Origin of the sequence: Heyndrickxia sporothermodurans (assembly GCF_003055045.1) — a bacterium.
GTDB lineage: Bacteria > Bacillota > Bacilli > Bacillales > Bacillaceae_C > Heyndrickxia > Heyndrickxia sporothermodurans.
In genome coordinates this window covers 116865-138804 of the sequence record NZ_NAZB01000021.1, presented here as the reverse complement: position 1 = coordinate 138804, position 21940 = coordinate 116865, and the positions used below count along the sequence as shown (strand labels likewise).

Below are 21940 nucleotides of genomic sequence, written 5' to 3'. Positions count from 1 at the left end.
CTTTTTCGCGGTTCTGCGATGAGCCTCCTCATCGCTTCGCTCCCTGCAGGGTCTCATCTGTCCAGCTAATCCCGCAGGAGTCTCGCACCTTCCGCTCCAATCAACATTATGATATCAAAACTGAACTTTACCAAAGCATAATAAAAAGCAATCGGAAACCCGATTGCCTTCTAAAACAAATTTTAGCAGACTAGAACTCTATCCAATTCTTTCCTCTGTATCTGGGTTAAAGAAATGCCCTTTATTCATATCGAAGGCAAAGTCAAGTTTGTCGCCAGGTTTAATGTCAGATCGCGAATCAACACGAGAAATAAATTCTTGTCCACCGAGTTGAGAGTATAACATCGTTTCTGCACCGGTTAATTCAGAAACATCAATCGTTGTCGTAAATTTAGTACCAGGTGATGAGTTGATAAATAATGGTTCGTCATGGATATCTTCCGGACGTATACCGAAAATAATATTTTTCCCAACAAGGTTTTGTTCACGTAACACCTTCATTTTTCCATCAGGTATTGCGAATTTTAATGTTTCGTTTATTGTAAAATGCCCATCTTCAATTTTACCATTAAAGAAGTTCATTGCTGGTGAGCCAATAAATCCTGCAACAAATACATTTTTTGGATGATCATACACTTCTTTTGGTGTACCAACTTGTTGAATGACTCCATCTTTCATAACGACAATTCTTGTCGCCATTGTCATTGCCTCTGTTTGGTCATGAGTTACATAAATCGTCGTTGGCTGTAAGCGTTGATGCAGCTTAGCGATTTCCGCTCGCATTTGAACACGAAGCTTTGCATCGAGATTGGAAAGTGGTTCATCCATTAAGAAAACTTTCGGATCCCTGACAATTGCTCGTCCAAGTGCAACACGTTGTCTTTGTCCACCGGATAATGCTTTCGGTTTGCGCTTTAAATACTCTTCAAGTCCAAGAATTTTCGCAGCTTCTTTGACACGTTTATCGATTTCAGGTTTTGGAACCTTTCTTAGCTTAAGGCCAAACGCCATATTATCATAGACAGTCATATGTGGGTATAATGCGTAGTTTTGGAATACCATGGCAATATCGCGGTCTTTCGGTGGAACATCATTCACACGCTTGCCATCAATATAAAAATCACCTTTTGATATTTCCTCTAAGCCTGCAATCATTCGAAGAGTAGTTGATTTACCGCAACCGGAAGGACCAACAAAGACGATAAATTCTTTATCCTGGATATGAAGATTGAAATCAGTTACAGCGGTTACTTTATTATCGTAAATTTTATAAACATGTTCTAATTTAATTTCAGCCATTAATAGAACCTCCTCTATTTCTTACTACCAATAATAAAGAAAGCCCTTACAAATAGGTATGGTCAGCCTGCACAAAAAAGGAGGCCAGAATATTGTGCAACCTGTAATCGTTCATTGGAGATATTCAAAGTCAATGCAAGCAAGATAAACGATTAAGACATTTGGAAAGGATTTTAAATCAAACCCTGTTTTTTCAACAAATTTATCGATACGATATTGTAAACTATTCCGATGTAAAAATAACTGTTTTGCGGTCAAACTAGCATTTGAATTATTTTCTATGTACAGTTTGATTGTTCTTCGCAATTCCTTATCCTCTTTAAAAATTTCAAATATTGAGGCAAAAAAAGATGCACGAAGCTTATTGGGAGTATTTTTTAATAAATATAATGGCAAAACATTTGTAAGCGAAAAAATTCGCTCCCTTGTCATTTCTTTATGTGCAAAACGAAAAAACGATTGCTCTAATTGAAACATTGATTTTAAATCGTATATTGAATAAAAGCCGCCTAGGTAAAAATGAATAGCAAAAAAGAAATCACTTTCTAATGTTTTGATCGATGTTTGCAATTCTTGTAGAGAGAGGATGTAAGCTTTTTTTTCTTCAATAATGATTCCTTCCTTTTCAGAAGAAAACACAATGGCTACTTCATGGGGAAACAGTGCCTTTATTGCTTCTTCCCAGCTTTTTACATCTAGAGTTTCTTCAGATTGTGAAATGGAAAATTGAATGATTCGAAAGGATTTTTTTACATCTTCATCCGGTAAAGCGGGATGATCATTAAATAAATAGTCAAACCATTTTTTTGATTGGCAGGACGTATTTAAATCTATCCGGTTGTGAGTAGTTGGAAATAGTGCTTTTAATAGTTCTATTTCTGATGGTGTTATTTCGTTTAAAGGGATGCCGAAATATTTTTGATCCTCATCAATAAAAAACCAAATCATATTAGAAAGATTTGTAGGAGACGTTTTTATTTCAGCGTTTGGATAGCGTATTTTTAATTTTTTAAGCATATACAATTCCTTCTTTTGTCTTTACTTAAATTTATTTTATAAAACTTGCTGAATTCAATCAATTTTTTTACTTTGGAAGAAATTCTTAAAAATGATTTCTTCTTAAACAAAATTAAAAGCGCAAAGTGAGTGAAAGGTGAGTGAAAGTGTCTATTGTTCATTCAAAAACATCCTAAAAAAGGCCACCTAAAAGGCAGCCTTTATTATGAAATTATTCAATTTCTTTTGGTGGATCTTCTGGAAAGAAATCGACCGCTTCTTCTATATTGGTTGAATCGGCACGCATGTGGACGGATCCGCCGGACATGCCTTCATTCACCATGCGATCGACATCTAAGTAAAAGTTATCTTTGCCTTCATAATGTGTATCCGGAAGAAATTCTGCATCCTTTTTCTTATCCATGTATGGTCTCCTCCTAAAATAGCGTATTTACACTATTTTAGTTTGGCAATTTGAGGTTCATAACATGCAGGAGTATGTTTGGTAATAATTAACGATTATCATAAACATGATAAAGCATCAGCTCGTGAATTTGTTTTTTTACATTTTTTTCTGTTTCGGTATCGAAAGAATATGAACTTGTCCATTCTATTTTTCCATCTGGATGATAGACGCCTTCATGTTTTTCCTTTTGATGATAAAAGCTAATATACCAACCAGGTAACTGTTGATTCTTATATAGTGATTTATATTGAAAATGCTGGATCATGGGACCTTTACCCTCCAAATGATAAATGTTAAGTATATTATAACTTATTTAAATAATGGATAAAGAAAAAACTGACCCTATTAGTCAGTTGAAAATCGTTTGATTATAAAAAATTTGTATGAGATTTTTTATTCTCTTTTTTTCAATATCCTCTTCATCAAAGGACATTGGTTTTGAATTGACCTCATAAATCCATAACTTTCCACTTTGATCTCTGCCCATATCAATTGTGAACTCGGCGAAGTTTCCGTATTCTTTCGATAAAGTTTTTCCACATTCTTGAATAATCCAATGGAACACTTTTTCTAATGATTTTTTTTTGACCTTTTCATAAGGAAAGATGGATCCACCCTTTGATAAATGAGTCGTTATCTTTCCTGCTTCAGCTACTCTTATGCCAACTCCTGTTAGTTGATATTCATCATTAACATAATGGCTTAAGATCCGATAATCATATTTATTTTCAGAGATTTTTGCACTTTCGATATCAACTTGAGCAATATATGAATTTTTTTGAATTGCCTTTTCGATAAAGCTCCACAATTCTATAAAGGATGAAAAAGTATAGGTCTTTTTTGCATTTTTACAAATAAAGGTTGCGTCTTCCTCTCTTTTAATATGAAAAATTCCTTTTCCTTGGGAGCGAATGGTTGGTTTTAAATAAATAATTGAATATGCCTCTAAAAATTCTAATAAATCCTCTTTTTCCTTAATCAGTCGGGTGGAAGGTAATAATGGATGGAGTAAAGGATTTTTTGAAAACAACTGATACATCGAATATTTATCAATAAAAGACGGATTAAAGAAAAAAATTTGATGATGATTCAGTTTGTTTGTATGATTAATAAATTGCTCGGACTTTTCATCGCTTCTTGCAGATAATCGATTATAAATAATATTCGGATAGGGGAAGGAGGCTTTAAACCATGAGTTTTCCTCCTCAACAAAAAATGTTCCATCTATAAACTGTTCATTGCAATCTTCCATAGTATAGATAAACGAGAGCCCGCCACAAAGCTGTAGTTGCTTTTGAATACTAATAAATACGTCTTTACTCCCGATAACATCTCCATCTTTTGTTTTACTAGTCAAAATTCCAACAAGCGGTCCGATCCTGCATCCATTTTTTTTTACATTTATTTTTACGAGTGATGAGTCTGTTTTCTCAGCTGAAAGTGGAAGTAATTCATCAAACATCCCCCAAAATAATGGTGAATTCGCCTTTTTATTATGAAAAAAAACCCCTCTCTTTTTATCGAAATAAATATTCATACTGATAATTCCTTATATTTATTTAAAAATTTCTCTGTTAAAAAAATAGAGTAGGAAAGGGTCAATTTTCTTGTTAAAAAATCGAATTCTCTAAGGTTTGGATGCGAGAAGATTGATCTGCCAGGTTTCGAGTTTGCCTCAAAGAGCCAAACGTTTCCTTTTGTATCAATGCCAAAATCAAACCCAATTTCGCCAATAATTCCATCTAAATGTTTTTCAATTGAATTTGCTATATCGAGTGCAGCATATTCAAGTTTCTTTTTGTATTTTATTTGTTCCTCTTTATCTTTGAAAACTTCTTCAATTGTTTTGATTTCACCACCATTTTTAACATGGGTAGTTGGGCTTCCAAGTCCGGCAACTTTAGCAGCAATTGCAGTTATTTTCCAATTCCCATGTTCATTTTTATTCGCATGTACGCGAAAATCAATTGGCCGATTGTTTTCTCTTAATAAGGATATTCCTTGCTGTACAATCATCCGATCTAAATTTTTATTAGCAAATACATGATTAATTAGTGATTCCAATGTTTGGAATTTTAATAAATGATTTTTTGAATCATGGTACCGGCAATAATACGCATTCTTCATTTTATCAAAAATGATTTGGTGGACCCCTAAGCCTAAACTTCCATTCATTGGCTTGATATAAATATGGCCGTATTTAGATAGCATCCTTTCGATTTGATCGAAAGAAATAAATGGCGCTGTTTCTGGTAAGTATAATAATGCTTTTCGGTCATTAAATAAGCGTTCATATACGTCTAATTTATTAAAGAATCCGGGATTGTACCATGGAATAAAATTCTCTTTTTCTAATTTATCCTTAACCTTCATAGATGTTTTCAACTTTTCACTTCTTCTATTCGGAAGTCGATCATAAATTACATTTGGAAAAGGAACGGTCATTTGCGTCCACCCCTCCTTCGTAAAGAAAAATCCTTTTATTAATTTTTGATTCCAATCAATATGTTCTTGGCCAAAAAGAAAGGGCACGACGCCGACGGAGGAATGCATCGATAATAGTTTAGAAAATACGGCAGAGCGTTCTCCAATTGGTTTTACCGGGAAATTAGTGAACCCGGATGAGAAAATCCCTATTAATGGGCCGATGACAAGACGTATATCATTTTCAAAAAGTGTGATTGTTGAAATAAATGTAGGAAGATAAAGTTGTTTTGCTAAAGCGCTGCTAATCGAAATAATGTTTCTGCCATTTGGCTGCTTTTTACAAATCGCTTTAACCACTTTTGATCCAAAAGAGATTTCATGGTGAGTATCGATTGTTGTAAAACCTGTAGGATAATAACAAACAAAGTCCTTTTGTTCAAAAAATTCAATTTTATATCGCTTAGGCATTTGGAACACCCCGCTTAGTTTTGATTTGATAATACATTTTTGTTTTGTGAGGCAAGATATGAACAATAGGCAAGAGGAGCTGAATAAAGTGATTCGAGCTTATTAGGATCAATCATTTTGACTATTTTTCTTCCCGGTTTAGAGTTCATATCTAATATCCAAAGGGATTGATCTTTTGCAATAATAATATCTATTCCTAGTTCAAATAATGGATGGAATTTATCCTCAAGTATTTCCGGGAGGGTTTTTAATATGTCATTTAATTCTTGCTGAATATAATTATGGTTTAAATGGGGTGTGAAATCTTTCAAATTTTGAAAAGAATAAACCTTAGCTCCTGCACTGATATTTGTTAATAATCCATGTTTTTTTCCCGCCCGTATTGCTTTTGCTTTTTCTTCCCATTTCCCTTCCTCATTTTTCTGTAAAAACACGCGAAGATCATATGGTTCATTCATCGAGTTAAAATTATTTAGTCTTGGTTGAATTAAAAAAATTTGTTTACTTAGTAGGCTTTCAAGCCATGAAGTGACACTTGATACATTGTCAAAGAGTTTCTCGATGATATTTCCTTGTTTCGTCGTTCTTATTTTAATTTTTTTATTGATTTCTTGTATCGAGTAAACGGCGAAACCATGTGCTCCATCAATCGGTTTTATAATAATTTCATCATGTTTTTTAAGTTCCTCTAATATTTTTTCAGGACTTGAGGCTTTTTTTGTTTTTGGTAAATAGGGAGAGATTGTAGGAACGTCTTTTAGTGTTTCGTATAATCTCCATTTATTAGGTAGTCCGTAACCGAGAAATTGAATATTTTTATTTGATTTTAACCAAGAAACGATTGATCTGGCTTCTGCTGATTTTCGATCTTCTCCATAGAAGCAACGGTCATATAAATATTCCGGTATTGTAAACTGGTCAACTTCCCATTTGTCGGAAACAGTATCATAGCGCAACCCTTCGACCATTTCCGTCGCAGGTTTAATCGACAATGGAGAAAATAAAAATAAAACAATCTGATATTCTTTTGCTCGTTTAGCCATTTCATCAAAATATGAATTGCTTTCAAAAGGTATCATTGTTAATATTCCTAGTCTTGTCATGTAATGTACTCCTTTCAATCCATAAATTTGTACAATAATTAACGATTGCCTTTGCTGATGGGCGGATTACTAGTGAATCATTGCTATTCTGTTTTGAAGGCTTTGAATTTACTTCTATTAACCACGGCTTACCGCTAAAATCAACACCGATGTCGATGCCAAGCTCGCCAATTAAACCTTCCACTTCACTACTAATGGTTGTAGCGATTTCAATAGCTAATTCTTTCATTAAATCAAGTATTTGTTTTGCCTTTTCTTTTTCAAATAGTGAATTAATCATTTTTTCGGGGCGAATGATTGATCCTCCTTGAGCGATATTCGATACAAAGTTTTTTTCTTCTGACAATCTTCCGACTGCGGATGTAATTGTCCATCTATCCTTCAATGTTTTATGACAAAGAAATCGGAAGTCTATTTTTCTTTCGTCCACATGTATGAGTGGAATCGTTCGTTGTATAATAAATCCTTTAGATTGAATCCATTTCTTTATTTGGCTCGCTGCTTCGTCTAACGTTTCAAATGTATATAAGGATTTACTGGAAAAAGAAGTTTGTTCAAGTTGAAAGCGATTGTCTTTCATAAAGTAATGAATAATTTGTCGACCTTGACTCCCTAAATCTGGTTTTAAATAAAAATCATTATACTTTTTCAACCATTGTTGCAAATTTTCTTCAGTAAAAATAATCGTAGATGGCAAATAGGACTGAAGTGATTTTTTTGATAAGAGCATTTCATGGATTTCCCACTTTGAAAAATAACGATCATTAAAGAGTAATAGACCATTATTTTTCCATGTATTTTTTAAACGTTGAAAATTAGGGTTTTTCTCTACTTGTCTAGAATGGATACGATTATAAATGATATCGCAAGTTGGTATTACATCTTCTTCCCAGCCGGTTTGATAATAAAATCCTTTATTTGGAAAACATGATACATTTGTGACAAAAAACAAACCTCCATGCTCTTGACTGTATTCATGGAGTTCTTGACAAAACGTTTGAATAGCAGGGAAGAGTGGTGTCTTTTCTTCAGTCATTTTTATTTCAGTCATAACGGCAACAATGGGACCGAGTATTAAACAATTTTGATGATTGATTGCTTGTAATTTTATTGTTCTCGGTGGAAGATTTAAATGATTTAAGCATGATTGATTTAAATAAATCGTTTCAATATCAGCTTCATTAGTTACGTTACAATGAGCATCGATTTGTTTTTGCCCTATCTGAATAGTTATTTTTTCATTTTCACGAATATAAAATTTTTTAAGTAAAAGACTCGAAATCTCAACGATCGGAAAATCTTCATCTAAAGTGAATGAAGGTTGAATAGAAACTTGGCTTATCATAAACAATCCCCATTTGTAAATCTAGGCTCTTTTGAATTCATCGTATGATATTTAGGCGCATTTGGTTCTTCAATGGGGAAATTAAGTCTATTTCATTGATGGTAAAAAGGATTGCGGGAGGGAATGAACCGTTCCTTTCCGCTCCAATCCACTCTGCGCTTTTAATATTGTTAAAATCAACAATGCCTACTGCTTTTTTGTGTCAGATTCGCATTAATACCCATACTTTGTTATAGTGGTAAAAGAAATTCTTCGTTGAAGGTAAATTTGAGGAGGGTATATTGTGCCAACAAGTTTTTATGATTATGCGTACGAATTAGAGAAAGCATTACGGAAAAGTGAGGAATATACTAGTTTAAAAGCCATGTATGAAGCCGTTCTGAAGGATCCACCTTCAAAAAAGATGTTCGATGAATTTAGAATGATTCAAATGACGTTACAAGAAAAACAAATGACAGGACAGGATATTACGGAACAAGAAGTACAGAAAGCCCAAAGCTTTGCTGCACAAGTTCAACAGAGCCCAAAAATTGTAAAATTAATGGAAGCGGAACAACGTATGAGTATGTCTATTAATGAATTAAATAAAATTATAATGAAACCACTTGATGAACTATACGGATCAATGAATAAATAAGAGTCGGCGAAAGCCGATTCTTTTTTTGTCAATAAGAGGTTATTGCTTTGCTTTTGTTCTATACATTTTGTCCTATTCATAAAACTATAGAAAGGATTATCATTTCATTTAACTGGACATGACATCTGTGAAGGGGGAACACCTATGATCTACAAAATGTTAGCATTAAATATTGATGGTACCTTGTTGCAAGACAATGGACGTTTAAATAAAGCAACGAAAGAAGCAATCGAATTCGCTGTTGGAAAAGGAATAAAGGTGACACTTGTTACCTCAAGAAACTTTTCTTCAGCAACTAGAGTAGCAAAAGAATTAAAACTGGAGACATGCTTAGTTACTCATCAAGGTTCATTTGTTGCAAGTGATTTAGATAAACCTATTTTAGTTAAAAGAATCACCGAGGAAGTAACAAATGATTTAGTACGATTTCTAGAGGCATTTAATTGCCATATTCGGTTAGTTCACGAACGTTATACTATTGCAAATAAGAAAAAACTCCCAACGAATATTATGGGGAAATTGGTCATACAAACGGGTAATCGGAATTCTTATGCCGAATCCTATGTGGATTCCTTAATCGATAAACTGGAGGAAACTCCGGTTTCACCACCAAAAATTGAAGTAATATTTGATAATAATATCGATTTATTTGATGCTAGAAAAGCGATACAAGAAATGTTTCATGAAGTTAATTGTATAGAAAACGATAAACATTTATTAGAAATTGTCCCTCAAGGAACATCAAAATTAAAAGGGGTTTTGTATTTATGTGATCGTTTTAATATCCAACGAGAAGAAGTCGTTATGATTGGTTCGGGTAAAGATGATCTTCCATTGATTGAGTGGGCAGGGCTCGGTGTAGCCATGGGTAATGCATCTGCTAAGTTAAAGCATGCTGCTGACTGGATCACACGTTCAAACAATGAAAATGGCGTTTCTTACATGGTTAAAGAACATTTCCGTAAACAACAACCAATTGAATTTTTGAAGAAAATGAATTTGATTAAATAAATGAGGGGCTAAAAAAAAGGTACTCGATTATTAAGAAGCGAGTACCTTTTTTATTATTCAGCTAGTGTTTGGGTTAGTCGCTTTTCTTTCCATATGACTGAAATACTAAGGCCAACGACCATAATGACAGCCGCGAAAAGATAAGGATAGTGGATATTTACATCAAATAGTATTCCGCCAATCGCTGGTCCGACGATATTTCCTAAGCTCGTGTAAGTTGAGTTCATTCCAGCAACAAACCCTTGCTCTTTTCCTGCTGCTCTTGATAAAAAAGTCGTCAATGCAGGACGAAGCAAGTCGAACGCGAGAAAGATGAAGCAAGTTACGACCAACACTGCCAAAAAGCTTGAGATTACGGTGGACACGACCGCAAATATTGCACCAATAATTAAACAGAGTTGAATTAGTTTCTTTTCACCGAGTTTGTCTACCATTTTTCCAAACAATAATATTTGCACAACAACACCGAAGATTGAGCTTATTGTAATAATGAGGGCAATATCCTTCGGCGTAAAGCCAAATTTATGATCAGAAAATAGGCTAAAAACAGTTTCATAAGCCGATAAACCGAATGCCAGTACAAATACAAGTATAAATGCAATAATGTAAATTGGATTAAGCGATCTTTTTAAATCACTGAAAAAGTTTGTTTGCTTTGCATTAGCAGAAATTTCTGCAAGCTGTTCCTTTGTTAATGATTCTTTTAAAATAAACATTGATAAAATGCATGCTATAAAAGCAATAGCTGCCGCAAAGAAAAAAGGCATACGTATACCATATTCGCCAATAAAACCACCGATGCCAGGTCCGATAATAAAGCCAATACTAATGGCAGCGGAAATATAGCCCATCGCTTTTGGCCGTTCCTGAACGGATGTAATATCTGCAACATATGCAGTAACGGCTGGCATAATAAAAGCGGCACTAAATCCCCCTAGTATCCTGGATAAATAAAGTACTGATACATGCGTACCTAAACCAAAGATAAGTTCCGCAATACCAAAAAGAAATAAGCCAATGATGATAATTTTCTTTCTGCCGTAACGGTCAACCCATTTCCCAGATATTGGTGACATAATCAGTTGCGCCAACGCAAATGCCGCGACAAGATAACCCATCGTTTTCCCCGATAAATGCATGATATTAATAAAGGATGGCATAACCGGGATGATGAGACCAATTCCGAGAAATGCAATGAATATATTGCTTAGAAGAATAAATAATACTGTTTTTTGTTCTTTTATTGTTTTCTTCATGTATTAACACCTCTTTTTAGTAAAAAAATCAATGATGTGAAATTCCTCTCCAAAATACTGTCCAAGAGGCTTCTAATTTATCCATCAGTCGTTTTTCATCATTACCGTAAACAAGTTCCAACATAATGGAATCGACAACTCCTAAGAATGCTAATGTCGGAGTTTTTGCTACATCTCCAACAATTACGTTGGCATCAATCCAATCCTGAAATTTACTTTCCAACAGCGCCTGCACTTTCTCTTCGAGGTCAATTACTTCTATTTCAATTGCTTTCGCAAGATGTGCAGGAGGAAAGAAAGACATACGCAGCCAAAACTTTAAATGTTCATTTTTTTGAAAAAGATCGATTCCCAATTGTAGATATCCGTATAAATCTTTTTCAGGATTTTGTGAACCAATTTTACTGAAGTACTTTAGCTTCGAAGATAGCTCAACCTCTTTTGCATCCCGTAAAACTTGGAGAAAAAGATCATCCTTTCCTTTAAAATGGGCGTAAATGGATTGCTTTTTCATGCCAACTTCCTCAGCTATTAGAGAAAGGGAAGCTCCCTCATAACCATGAATAGTGAAATATTTTAGAGCTGCCTCTTTAATTGCATCACTTGTCATTGAAATCACCTCTTAATTAACGAACGTTCGTAAGTTATATTAACAAATTAAAAAAATATTAGCAAGTGGAAAGCTTACTTTAATTACTTTTTTTGTTATGTTAAGGTTCATCGCTGATTTTTATACAAATTCTTAGTATATGAAAGTCAAATTTTTAATATTTTTTATTGTGAATGAATAGCCATTCAGTTATGCTTATAGTAATGAAAACTAATCTGGAGGGAGAAATAAAAATTGTCAATTTATCATACGCTTGAAATAGAACAAACAGGAAATATAGCCTATATTCGCTTCAATCGACCGGATTCATTAAATGCATTAAATACTCTATTAATTAAGGATTTAGTAGAATGTTTAAAGGAAATTACTTTGAAAGAATCAATAAAAATTGTTGTTTTACAAGGAAAGGGGAAAGCGTTTTCTTCTGGAGGAGACATTAAAGAGATGCTCCAAATACACGGTGAAGAACCATTTTTTTCTGCGATGGATCAAATTAATGAACTGATTTCGACACTATATAATATGCCGAAATTAACAATCGCAGCAATTGAAGGGGCTGCAGCAGGTCTAGGTCTAAGTATAGCTTTAGCAACAGATTATATCATCTCTGATATAAATAGTAAGATTGCCATGAATTTTATTGGGATTGGTTTAATTCCAGATGGGGGAGGACATTTTCTTCTAAAACGGAGAATCGGAGAAAATAAAGCAAAACAACTGATTTGGGAAGGAAAAGTGCTTTCTGCCCAAGAAGCACTAGAACGCGAATTAATTGATGAAATAACAGATAATTTACCGGAAGCATTAGAAAGAAAACTTCATCAATGGAATGCCAAACCATTACAAGCGATGATTAAAACAAAAAAAATATACACTGAATTGAAACGGCAAAATTTGCTTAAAGCTTTGGAATTAGAAAAACAAGCGCAATGGAAAATGAGGCAAACGAAAGATCACCAAGAAGGAATAAAAGCTTTTGTAGAAAAAAGAAAGCCGAATTTTATCGGGGAGTAAGAAAAGCGGAAGCGCTGGAGCTGGACATTGCAGGACACTTTGTAAGACTGATGACATAAAAAGTTTATACTTTCTTTTCTTTTAAAATAAAGCACCCACAATGGGTGCTTTGTTTTCTTTATCTATGAAATAAAATTAATTTACCTTGTGATGATGTACAACGATGCGTTTTTTCAATCGCACCTTTTTCTTTCAGTAACGTTTCCCCTTTTGACTTTGCCTCGTTGTCATTTGACGCTTCAAATGATTCATCAAGTATTTTCTCTCCATTTGGTTCAAAAGCAGTTAATTTATAAATCCCCATAATAAACTCTCCCATCTTTTTAAATATTAATGCACGTGTTGGTGTTGCATCTCTCTTTTTGCATCAATGATACGATTAACGGTATACCCTGCCGCTAATATAAAGATTGTAATAAGTGCTGAAATAATATATGTGATTGGTCCGTGAGAAATATTTAAAAGCTGCAAAAGTTTTTCATCTTTCATTAACATTTCTCCGGCAGTCCATGCAAGAATTCCTGACCCAATATATGCAATCCAGCTAAATCTATTCATAGCTTTAACAATCATTTTTGATCCAAAGATCATAACAGGAATGCTAATCGCAACCCCTGCAGCGATTAAACCTATGTGATTATTTGCAGCACCTGCTAGCGCTACAACATTATCCAAGCTCATAATGGCATCGGCTAAAATGATTGTTCCAATCGCTTTCATCACACCGCTTTGTGATTTTACATGAACGTCTTCTTCTCCACCGATAAGCACTTTAAAGGCAATCCAAAGAAGTAAAAGTCCGCCGACAATTTCAACATAAGGAATTTTTAAAAGTTGAACGATAATAATGGCAAAGATAATCCGTAAAATAACCGCTCCGCCGGTTCCCCAGAAAATAGCTTTATTTTGTTGTTCTTTTGGTAGATTTCTTGTCGCCATTGCAATAACAACAGCATTATCACCAGAAAGAATAATATCAATTGCAATGATTTTTAATAATACGATAAGTGCACCTGAAGAAAATGCGAGACCGATAGGAAAAAAATTTTCCATTGTTAACCCCTTCCATTTGGTAGATAAGAATCTATTAATATCTTATCATATAATTCATCATATTTGATAGAAAATCACAAGTCGGTAATGGAAATAAAAAAATATTTGGAACTTTTTTCTTACGTGGTCGTATAAGAAATAGGTATGCAATGAAAAGATATATTTATCAATAGGGGGGTAAAAAATTGTCACTGTCTTTAAGTCATGTTACAAAAAGATTCGGGTCATTTACCGCGGTCAATGATCTATCCATTACGATTCCGGAAAAAGAAATGTTTGGTTTTTTAGGTGCGAATGGTGCCGGAAAAACAACGACCTTTCGGATGATCTTGGGATTAATGGATGCAAACGAAGGAAGTATTACTTGGAATGGAAAAAAGATTGACTATTCTACAAGCCCTTTTATCGGTTATTTACCAGAGGAAAGAGGCTTGTATCCGAAGCTCAAGGTAAAAGATCAGCTCGTCTATTTAGCTAGATTAAGAGGAATGAGTAAGCAAGACGCACTAAATGAATTGACAATTTGGCTCGATCGATTTAAAGTTCCAGAATACATGGACAAAAAGGTAGAGGAATTATCCAAAGGGAATCAGCAGAAGATTCAATTTATCGCAGCTGTTTTACATAAGCCAAAACTATTAATTCTCGATGAACCATTTAGTGGCCTTGATCCGGTAAATGTAGAAAGTTTAAAGTCTGCAGTTACGGAATTAAGAGATAATGGCTCAACAATTGTTTTTTCAAGCCATCGAATGGAACACGTTGAGGAACTATGCGAAAATTTATGCATTATGCATCATGGAAAGCCTGTAGTCCATGGGGGATTAAGAGAAATAAAAAAATCTTTCGGTAAGAAGAATATAACGATTCATGCGGATTTTGACTTAACATTTTTAGAAAATTATCCTGGAGTAGTTAAAAGTAAAAAAACAGCTGAGGGCGTTCTTTTACAAATTAGTAATGAAGATTCGGCTCAACAGATTTTAAATGAAATCAATGGGAAAGGATTTATTCGTAAATTTGAATTAGAAGAGCCGTCCTTAAATGATATATTCATTGAAAAGGTAGGTGCTTCTTATGAATAGATTTGGAATTATGCTTGGTCATGCATATATGTCTAAATTAAAATCGAAATCATTTATCATCACAACCGTCATTATGTTAATCGGCGTGTTAATTTTGGGAAATATGAATCGAATAATCGATCTATTCTCAGGAGGGGATACAAAAGATAAAATTGCAGTCATTGATGAATCAAGCTCTGTTTTTGGTCCTCTTCAACAACAATTAAAATCGATTAATAAAGATATACAGTTAATTAAAGTTGACAAAAGCGAAGCAGATCTACAAAAGGCGGTAAATAATAAGAAATATAAAGCGTATTTAATAATCTCACTTGATCAATCCAAATTACCTAAAGCGGTTTACAAGGCACCTACCTTAACGAATACAGAATTATCCGGTCAGCTAGCACAAGCATTACAAACGGTAAAAGCAAGTATGGCTGCGGCCCAACTGAACTTATCGGCTGATAAATTGGCCCTTTTAAATAGCCCGGTCGCATTTAAAGAGGTAAGTCTTGAAAACAATGCAAAATCAGCAGAAGAGTTAGCTCAAGCTAGAGGACTCGTATATATTTTATTATTTGCTATTTATTTTGCCGTTATCTTTTACGCTTCGATGGTTGGAATGGAAATTGCAACTGAAAAAGCATCACGTGTCATGGAAATTCTCATTTCAAGTGCCTCACCGACACAGCAAATGTTTGCGAAAATTATCGGTGGAGCGTTGCTCGGCTTGACACAAATGGCCTTTTTGCTGGCGGTTGCTTATTTTACAATCAAGCAAAATCTAGGTGAAATGGAAGGCGGATTCTTTGAATTCTTTGGTTTCTCAGATATTAAGGCGTCAACGATCATCTATGCCATCGTCTTTTTCTTATTAGGTTATTTGCTGTTTGCTACATTGGCCGCATTCCTAGGTTCATTGGTTAGTCGGATTGAAGATGCCCAACAAATGATGATGCCAATGACATTTATCGTTATGATTGGATTTTTTATCGCAATGTCCGGATTAAACAATCCCTCTGCAGGCTTTGTAACGGTAACATCGTATATCCCATTTTTTACACCGATGATTATGTTTTTACGTGTAGGTATGCTCGACTTACCATTATGGGTAGGATTATCTGGAGTTGCCGTATTAATTATATCAATTATCATTATGGCGATTATCGGAGCACGGATTTATCGTGGCGGAGTTCTCATGTATGGCAAATCGAATTCATTGAAAAACATAAAAAAAGCATTACAATTATCTAAAAATGAATAACCTTACCAAAACCCCTCAATTTTGAGGGTGTTTTTTTATCCTTTTATATTCACAAAAATCGTTTATAATAGATATAAGAACATATATTCGTTGGTGGTGAGATGATGAAGAAAATTCGATTTATCCATACTGCAGATCTTCATTTAGATAGCCCGTTTAAAGGCTTGCAATATTTACCTAAATCAATTTTTAAACGAATTCAAGAAAGCACCTTTTCCGCATTCACAAAAATAGTCGATAGCGCCATTTCTATGAATGTGGACTTTGTACTAATATGTGGCGACTTATATGATGGTGAGGATCGCAGTATTAAAGCCCAAGCAAGGTTAAGAAGACAAATGGAAAGACTGCAAACAGCAGGGATTGAGGCATTTGTGTTATATGGCAATCATGACCATTTAGGCGGGAACTGGACGACAATTGAAATGCCGCCAAATGTTCATCTATTCTCTTCGGAAGTGGAAATGAAATCTTATATATCGAAAGATGGAGTGAAAGTACATATATATGGCTTTAGTTATCCTGAGAGACATGTCATAGAAAAGAAAATTAATGATTATAAAAAAATTGATGGAGCTGATCTTCATATTGGCATGTTACATGGTCATTGTGAAGGAAGCAGCACAGCGCATCAGCCATATGCACCTTTTTCGATTTCCGATTTAATAGAAAAAAAGCTGGATTATTGGGCATTAGGCCATATACATAAACAGCAAGTACTCCATACAGAACATAATCCTTATATCGTCTATCCGGGTAATATTCAAGGAAGACATAAAAAAGAATCAGGAAAAAAAGGCTGTCTTGCCGTGGAATTGTCCGAGAACGAAACGATGTTTGAGCAAATTGAAACAGCAGATATTATTTGGGAGAATTTAATACTTGATGCAACATCGATTAAAACGTTTTCGGATTTATATGGAGTTTGTAAAAAGGAAATCGAAAATCTGCGTTTACCGACACAAGGAATGCTTCTGCAAATTGAAATTGAGAACATTGATGGATTAGAAAAGAATGCTCTTAATAAAATCCGAAATGGGGAATTGCTAGAGGTTTTGCAAGATGGAGAAGAGTATGAGGATTCCTTTGTCTGGACTTATCGTGTAGATTATTTAGACAATAATTCAGTAACGGAAGTTGAATCAGCATTTAAACAAGAACTGGAGGTAACGATAGCTGAATTAAATAGGGTGGAAGTATTTGACGAAGCTACGACCGATTTATTCGGCCACATTCTCAGCAGCAGATACTTGGATACACTTTCAGAAGAGGAAAAGAAAGAATTGATCCACGAAGCAGAACAAATGGTTTATGAACTTTTACAATCAAACACCTAGGTTATTTTCGAAAGGCTTTTATCTAAAAAAATGTTGCTTTAAACTTTAAACACCAAATAATATTGGGAACGCAGAGTGGATTGGAGCGGAAGGCACTTGACTCCTGCGGGATCAGCTGGATAGATGAGACCCCGCAGGAGCGAAGCGACGAGGAGGCTCATCGCAGAACCGCGAAAAAGCAAGTGCCTGCAGCGGAAAGGAACGGTTCAGGTTTAAACCCAATATCAATAAACTCTTAAATGGGGGATGAGAATTGCAAATAAAAAATCTACATATATATGGATTTGGAAAGCTTTCCGATGTGAAGATGAATTTATCTTCTTCAATACAAGTAATTTATGGTGTAAATGAAGCTGGTAAGTCTACATTAATGGCCTTTATTCACGGAATTTTATTCGGCTTTCCTACTAAACAACAATCAGAACTTCGCTATGAACCAAAGGTAGGAACGAAATATGGCGGCAACATTACGCTTGAAACTAAATCCGGTGATATATGGGTTGAAAGGGTAAAGGGAAAAGCAGTAGGGGACGTTACTGTAAGACTTTCAGATGGAACCCAGGGCGGGGAAGAATTACTTAAAGATCTATTAAAACATATGGATAAAGCGTTGTACAAAAGCATTTTTTCTTTCAATATCCATGGAATTCAAGGAGTCAGCCAACTAAAAGGAGAAGACATTGGAACGTACCTGATCGCTGCCGGTACGATTGGAACGGATGCAATTGTAAAATCGGAACAACAGCTCCAAAAAGAACTTGATCGTTTATTCAAGCCGAGTGGGCGGAAACCAGAATTAAATGAAATGCTCCAAACATTAAAAGATCAAGAGAAAGAATTAAAAAAAAGCATGCAATATAATCAAACATACGAAAAATTGCAACTTGATAATCAAAATCTCGTTCAAGATATAAATGAACTACAGGAAAAAGTAGCGGCTTCCCAACTGGAAATTCAAAAATTAGAGCAATTGAAACAGGATTGGGTATTGTTAAAAGAGAGAAAAGAAATTTTACAGAGTTTGAACAACATCGGAGAAGTCACATTTCCAATTGATGGGCTCAAAAGAATGGAAAAGTTGGAAGATCAACTTCAAGTAGCCGCAAATCAATTATACGTTTTAGATGTAAGAAAAAGTGAGTACGAAAAAGAATTGACACAGGTGCTCCCTAATAAATTGATTGCAGAGCACGAAGAAAACATACAATTACTGATTGAAAAATGGCCCCAAATTGTCAAGTGGCAAGAGGAAATTATTAGACGTGAAGAAGAAATCATCAAATGGAATGAACAAAGGAAAGTAATAAAAAGGAAAATTCATATTCACGATATGAGTGATCTTCCTTTTCTCGATTTAAGTATCGATATGAAAGAACGTATTCGATCAGCTACAAAAGACTACTATTATTTAAAATCTCTGCAAAAAGAATTAGACAAACAATTAGAAATAGAAAATAGAAGACTTCAAGAACTTGAGAATCAGTGCATAAATTTAGAAACCGCACTGTTAAATGAAGACGAGTATCGCGCATTATCGGAAAATCAACAAAAATATATAAGTCTCCAAAAGGAATATCAACATCTTCAAGATCAAATGAAGTTCATTAAGCTGGCAAAGAAACCGAAACAAAAGGAAAATTATCTTCCAACTGTTCTTTTTTACCTATTATTTATCGGATTTTTTGGATGGAGTATTTCGACAAATCAATTTGTCTATATGATAGGGGCATTAATTGGTATCATCATTCTCAGCTATTCGGTTTGGATAAATCATAAAAAAACGAATGAACATAATGTGAGTCAGAAAAATCATGTATTAGAGGCAGAAAAGATTTTAACAGAAATGAATAAAATAGGTGATAAGGGACAGTTATTTGACGAACAACAAAAATTGCGACAACAATGGAAAGGGCTCGTTCTCGAAATCGAAAATCAACAGACCCGCTGTCAAGAAAAGGAACAGAACGTAACTGTTTGGCAAAGGGATTGGAAGAAGGTTGAAGAGGAGTTAGGAAAGATTAAAGAACAACTTGGCTTGCAAAAGGATTTTTCTCCGGAGCAGCTTTCCGATGCGTTTGAATTACTTAATGAATTGGCAGCACTTGATAATCATTTAAAATGTTCAGAGTCACTAAAATCCGAATTACTTAAGAAAGTTGCCGATTGGGAATGTGATTTAAAGGACATATTAGGTATCCTTCAAATCGATGGATTATCAACTGAAGAAGGAATCATCCGTCTCAAAAATAGTTTATTGAAAGAAAGGGAAAATAAACTGATTTACCGTGAAATCATCAATAAAAATGAAGATGTAGAAACCGAGTACTTAAAATGGAAAAATGAATACAAGGCAATTGAAATAGCAATTAAAGATCTTTTACATGAAGCAGGAGTGGAGAACAACGAAGATTTTCGAAAACGTGGTAAGGATTATGAAGAAATTCAATCCCATCAAGCAAATCTCAAAATGATAAATAACAAAATAAATATTGAAAATATATCGATTTTTGATCAGTTTTCTTCTCTAAATGAGGTGGAGGAAAAGTTGTTAATTAATAAAAATAATGTAAAAAACAATAACGAAAAACTTTCCCAACTTCATAAAAATCTAGCTGCAGTAAAGTATGAGATCGAACAGCTGGAGGATGGAGGAACATTTACCGAGAAATTACACGAATTCTATCGATCGAAATCCATATTTAATGATAAAGCAAAAGAATGGGCAAAAATTGCCTTGGCAAAGGAAATCATTCATCGGACGATGGAACGGATGAAAAAGGAACGCTTCCCAAAGGTGTTGGAAAAAGCGGAGGAATTTCTTAATTATCTTACTAATGGTGAATATATTCGCCTTTTCTTAAAGCCGACAGGTCAATTTTTAGTTGAAAGAGTTGATCAGTTGTCTTTTGAACCCGATGAATTAAGTCAAGCAACTGCTGAACAAGTGTATGTTGCGTTGCGACTGGCACTTGTTGAAGTATTACAAGACGAGTATCCATTTCCGCTTATTATTGATGATGGTTTTGTTAACTTTGATAATGAACGAACGAAACGAATTGTACAACTTTTATTATCTAGAAGCCAAACCTCACAAATATTATATTTTACATGCCATCAACATATATTGCAGTTATTTCCTCAAAAAAATATCTATATGCTTAATGAGGAACATCGTTATTCCATGTTAAAATAGGACACATGCTATACTTATAATATATGAAATAACTAGAGTCTTTGAAAATAAAATTTTGAAGAAAATGAGGGATAACGATAATGACAAAAGGACTTTTGCAATTTGATGTCGGGGAGCAAATTGAGCTATTTCTGTTAATAAAAAATAGCACTAAAGGAATTGCTAGTAATGGGAAGCCGTTTTTATCTTTAAACTTACAAGATAAAACTGGAGATATAGAAGCAAAGCTTTGGGATGTTTCTGAATCGGATGCACAAACTTATAAAGCTGAAACAATCGTAAAGGTGGCGGGCGATATTCAAAATTATCGCGGTCGTTTGCAATTACGAATTCGTCAAATACGTCCTGCCATGGACCAAGATGGTGTCTCGATTTCCGACTTTCTCGAAACCGCACCAGTAAGTCAAGATGAAATGACGAGCAAGATAACACAATATATTTTTGAAATGAAGAATCCAAATATCCAAAGAATTACTAGACATCTATTAAAAAAGTTTAATAGTGATTTCCTTGTTTATCCTGCGGCTACCAAAAACCATCATGAATTTGTATCTGGTTTGGCTTATCATGTCGTATCCATGCTCGATTTGGCCAAAGCAATTACTAGTCTTTATCCTTCCTTGGATCGTGATTTACTATATGCCGGAATTATTCTTCACGATTTAGGAAAGGTCACAGAATTATCAGGTCCAATTTCCACCTCATATACAGTAGAAGGAAATTTATTAGGGCATATAACGATTATGGTAAATGAAATTGGGAAGGCAGCAGATGAGTTAGGCATTCATAGCGAAGAAGTAATGGTATTGAAACATCTAGTTTTGAGTCACCATGGGAAACCTGAATGGGGTAGTGCGAAGCCACCAATGATTAAAGAAGCAGAGATTCTTCATTATATCGATAATCTTGATGCGAAAATGAACATGATGGACCGAGCACTACGCCATGTGAAACCAGGTGAATTTTCCGAGCGAGTCTTCGCTTTGGAAAATCGTTCATTCTATAAACCAAGTTTTCATAATTAAGGTAAAAACACGTATGGAAAATTTAATTTTCGTACGTGTTTTTTGTTAAAAATCTCGATAATTTTGTCATTTTGTTCGTGTTTTTGCATACATTGTAAAAAAAGGACAAACTTAAAAAGGGGAGAAGCACATGTCATTGCCAATTTGGATTTACTTCGTTATTGCCGGAATTGCAGTTAGTGCTTTTATGGCGGTTAAAACAGCGAGAGAAGACCGAAAACTTGAACAAGAGTGGATAGAAAAAGAAGGGGAAGAATACATCGAACGGATGGAAATAGAAAAAGAAAAAAGAAAAAATGTAAAAGAAGCGGGTTAAATAGATGCAAATAAAATGGGACTGTCTCAGAGACAATCCCATTTTATTTACTA

At 34.5% G+C, this 21940-nt stretch carries 21 protein-coding genes; 9 read left to right on the top strand and 12 right to left on the bottom strand.

The genetic code is table 11. The annotated features are described in order from the left end of the window. Window positions 1-198: 198 nt before the first annotated feature. From B5V89_RS10585 to B5V89_RS10550, 8 genes are all read right to left on the bottom strand, one after another. Window positions 199-1299: an ABC transporter ATP-binding protein gene (locus tag B5V89_RS10585; protein ID WP_107920516.1), complete on the bottom strand. Its 1101-nt coding sequence runs from the start codon at window positions 1297-1299 to the stop codon at window positions 199-201. A gap of 111 nt (window positions 1300-1410) precedes the next feature. Next, a complete protein-coding gene (locus B5V89_RS10580) occupies window positions 1411-2316 on the bottom strand; it encodes a PucR family transcriptional regulator (RefSeq protein WP_066233848.1) in 906 nt (301 codons plus the stop codon). A 211-nt stretch (window positions 2317-2527) separates the two neighbouring features. Further along, the gene (locus tag B5V89_RS10575; protein ID WP_108071884.1) at window positions 2528-2719 is read right to left on the bottom strand and encodes a hypothetical protein; all 192 of its coding nucleotides are present in this window, start codon (window positions 2717-2719) and stop codon (window positions 2528-2530) included. An 88-nt stretch (window positions 2720-2807) separates the two neighbouring features. Further along, the gene (locus B5V89_RS10570; RefSeq protein WP_066233854.1) at window positions 2808-3026 is read right to left on the bottom strand and encodes a YheE family protein; all 219 of its coding nucleotides are present in this window, start codon (window positions 3024-3026) and stop codon (window positions 2808-2810) included. 84 nt (window positions 3027-3110) lie between these two features. Continuing rightward, the gene (locus tag B5V89_RS10565) at window positions 3111-4298 is read right to left on the bottom strand and encodes a YheC/YheD family endospore coat-associated protein (protein WP_108071881.1); all 1188 of its coding nucleotides are present in this window, start codon (window positions 4296-4298) and stop codon (window positions 3111-3113) included. Further along, window positions 4295-5656: a YheC/YheD family endospore coat-associated protein gene (locus tag B5V89_RS10560; RefSeq protein WP_108071879.1), complete on the bottom strand. Its 1362-nt coding sequence runs from the start codon at window positions 5654-5656 to the stop codon at window positions 4295-4297. The genes B5V89_RS10565 and B5V89_RS10560 overlap by 4 nt, the downstream gene beginning before the upstream one ends. 14 nt (window positions 5657-5670) lie before the next feature. Further along, complete coding sequence (locus B5V89_RS10555; protein ID WP_108071877.1) at window positions 5671-6759, bottom strand: YheC/YheD family endospore coat-associated protein; 1089 nt, start codon at window positions 6757-6759, stop codon at window positions 5671-5673. After that, the gene (locus tag B5V89_RS10550) at window positions 6722-8104 is read right to left on the bottom strand and encodes a YheC/YheD family endospore coat-associated protein (RefSeq protein ID WP_108071875.1); all 1383 of its coding nucleotides are present in this window, start codon (window positions 8102-8104) and stop codon (window positions 6722-6724) included. The genes B5V89_RS10555 and B5V89_RS10550 overlap by 38 nt, the downstream gene beginning before the upstream one ends. Before the next feature lie 283 nt (window positions 8105-8387). Here B5V89_RS10550 and B5V89_RS10545 point away from each other — a divergent pair, with 283 nt between their 5' ends. Both B5V89_RS10545 and B5V89_RS10540 read left to right on the top strand, forming a co-directional pair. Then, complete coding sequence (locus B5V89_RS10545; protein WP_108071873.1) at window positions 8388-8741, top strand: YlbF/YmcA family competence regulator; 354 nt, start codon at window positions 8388-8390, stop codon at window positions 8739-8741. A gap of 144 nt (window positions 8742-8885) precedes the next feature. Next, entirely contained in the window at window positions 8886-9752 is an 867-nt protein-coding gene (locus tag B5V89_RS10540; protein ID WP_108071871.1) for a Cof-type HAD-IIB family hydrolase, read from the top strand. 53 nt (window positions 9753-9805) lie between these two features. Here the strand turns inward: B5V89_RS10540 and B5V89_RS10535 are convergent, their stop codons facing one another. Continuing rightward, on the bottom strand, window positions 9806-11008 hold the full coding sequence (locus B5V89_RS10535; RefSeq protein ID WP_108071869.1) for an MFS transporter: 1203 nt from the start codon (window positions 11006-11008) through the stop codon (window positions 9806-9808). Window positions 11009-11036: 28 nt separating this feature from the next. Then, complete coding sequence (locus tag B5V89_RS10530; RefSeq protein WP_066233877.1) at window positions 11037-11618, bottom strand: TetR/AcrR family transcriptional regulator; 582 nt, start codon at window positions 11616-11618, stop codon at window positions 11037-11039. A gap of 234 nt (window positions 11619-11852) precedes the next feature. On the opposite strand from B5V89_RS10530, the gene B5V89_RS10525 reads away from it, so the two are divergent. Beyond that, window positions 11853-12632, top strand: a complete 780-nt coding sequence (locus B5V89_RS10525) for an enoyl-CoA hydratase (protein ID WP_066233880.1) — start codon at window positions 11853-11855, stop codon at window positions 12630-12632. Between the two features lie 118 nt (window positions 12633-12750). Here the strand turns inward: B5V89_RS10525 and B5V89_RS10520 are convergent, their stop codons facing one another. Further along, window positions 12751-12936, bottom strand: a complete 186-nt coding sequence (locus tag B5V89_RS10520; protein ID WP_066233883.1) for a YhzD family protein — start codon at window positions 12934-12936, stop codon at window positions 12751-12753. Window positions 12937-12962: 26 nt separating this feature from the next. Next, the gene (locus B5V89_RS10515; protein WP_107920820.1) at window positions 12963-13685 is read right to left on the bottom strand and encodes a TerC family protein; all 723 of its coding nucleotides are present in this window, start codon (window positions 13683-13685) and stop codon (window positions 12963-12965) included. A 185-nt stretch (window positions 13686-13870) separates the two neighbouring features. On the opposite strand from B5V89_RS10515, the gene B5V89_RS10510 reads away from it, so the two are divergent. From B5V89_RS10510 to B5V89_RS10485, 6 genes are all read left to right on the top strand, one after another. Then, complete coding sequence (locus tag B5V89_RS10510) at window positions 13871-14770, top strand: ABC transporter ATP-binding protein (RefSeq protein ID WP_066233889.1); 900 nt, start codon at window positions 13871-13873, stop codon at window positions 14768-14770. Beyond that, complete coding sequence (locus tag B5V89_RS10505; RefSeq protein ID WP_108071867.1) at window positions 14763-16016, top strand: ABC transporter permease; 1254 nt, start codon at window positions 14763-14765, stop codon at window positions 16014-16016. Before B5V89_RS10510 ends, B5V89_RS10505 begins: the two co-directional genes overlap by 8 nt. Before the next feature lie 104 nt (window positions 16017-16120). After that, window positions 16121-17353, top strand: coding sequence for a metallophosphoesterase family protein (locus tag B5V89_RS10500; RefSeq protein WP_108071865.1), 1233 nt, complete (start codon window positions 16121-16123; stop codon window positions 17351-17353). Window positions 17354-17606: 253 nt separating this feature from the next. Beyond that, a complete protein-coding gene (locus B5V89_RS10495; protein WP_108071863.1) occupies window positions 17607-20546 on the top strand; it encodes an ATP-binding protein in 2940 nt (979 codons plus the stop codon). An 80-nt stretch (window positions 20547-20626) separates the two neighbouring features. Further along, complete coding sequence (yhaM, locus tag B5V89_RS10490) at window positions 20627-21571, top strand: 3'-5' exoribonuclease YhaM (protein ID WP_108071861.1); 945 nt, start codon at window positions 20627-20629, stop codon at window positions 21569-21571. Window positions 21572-21701: 130 nt separating this feature from the next. Continuing rightward, window positions 21702-21887: a sporulation YhaL family protein gene (locus B5V89_RS10485; RefSeq protein WP_066233904.1), complete on the top strand. Its 186-nt coding sequence runs from the start codon at window positions 21702-21704 to the stop codon at window positions 21885-21887. Window positions 21888-21940 lie beyond the last annotated feature (53 nt).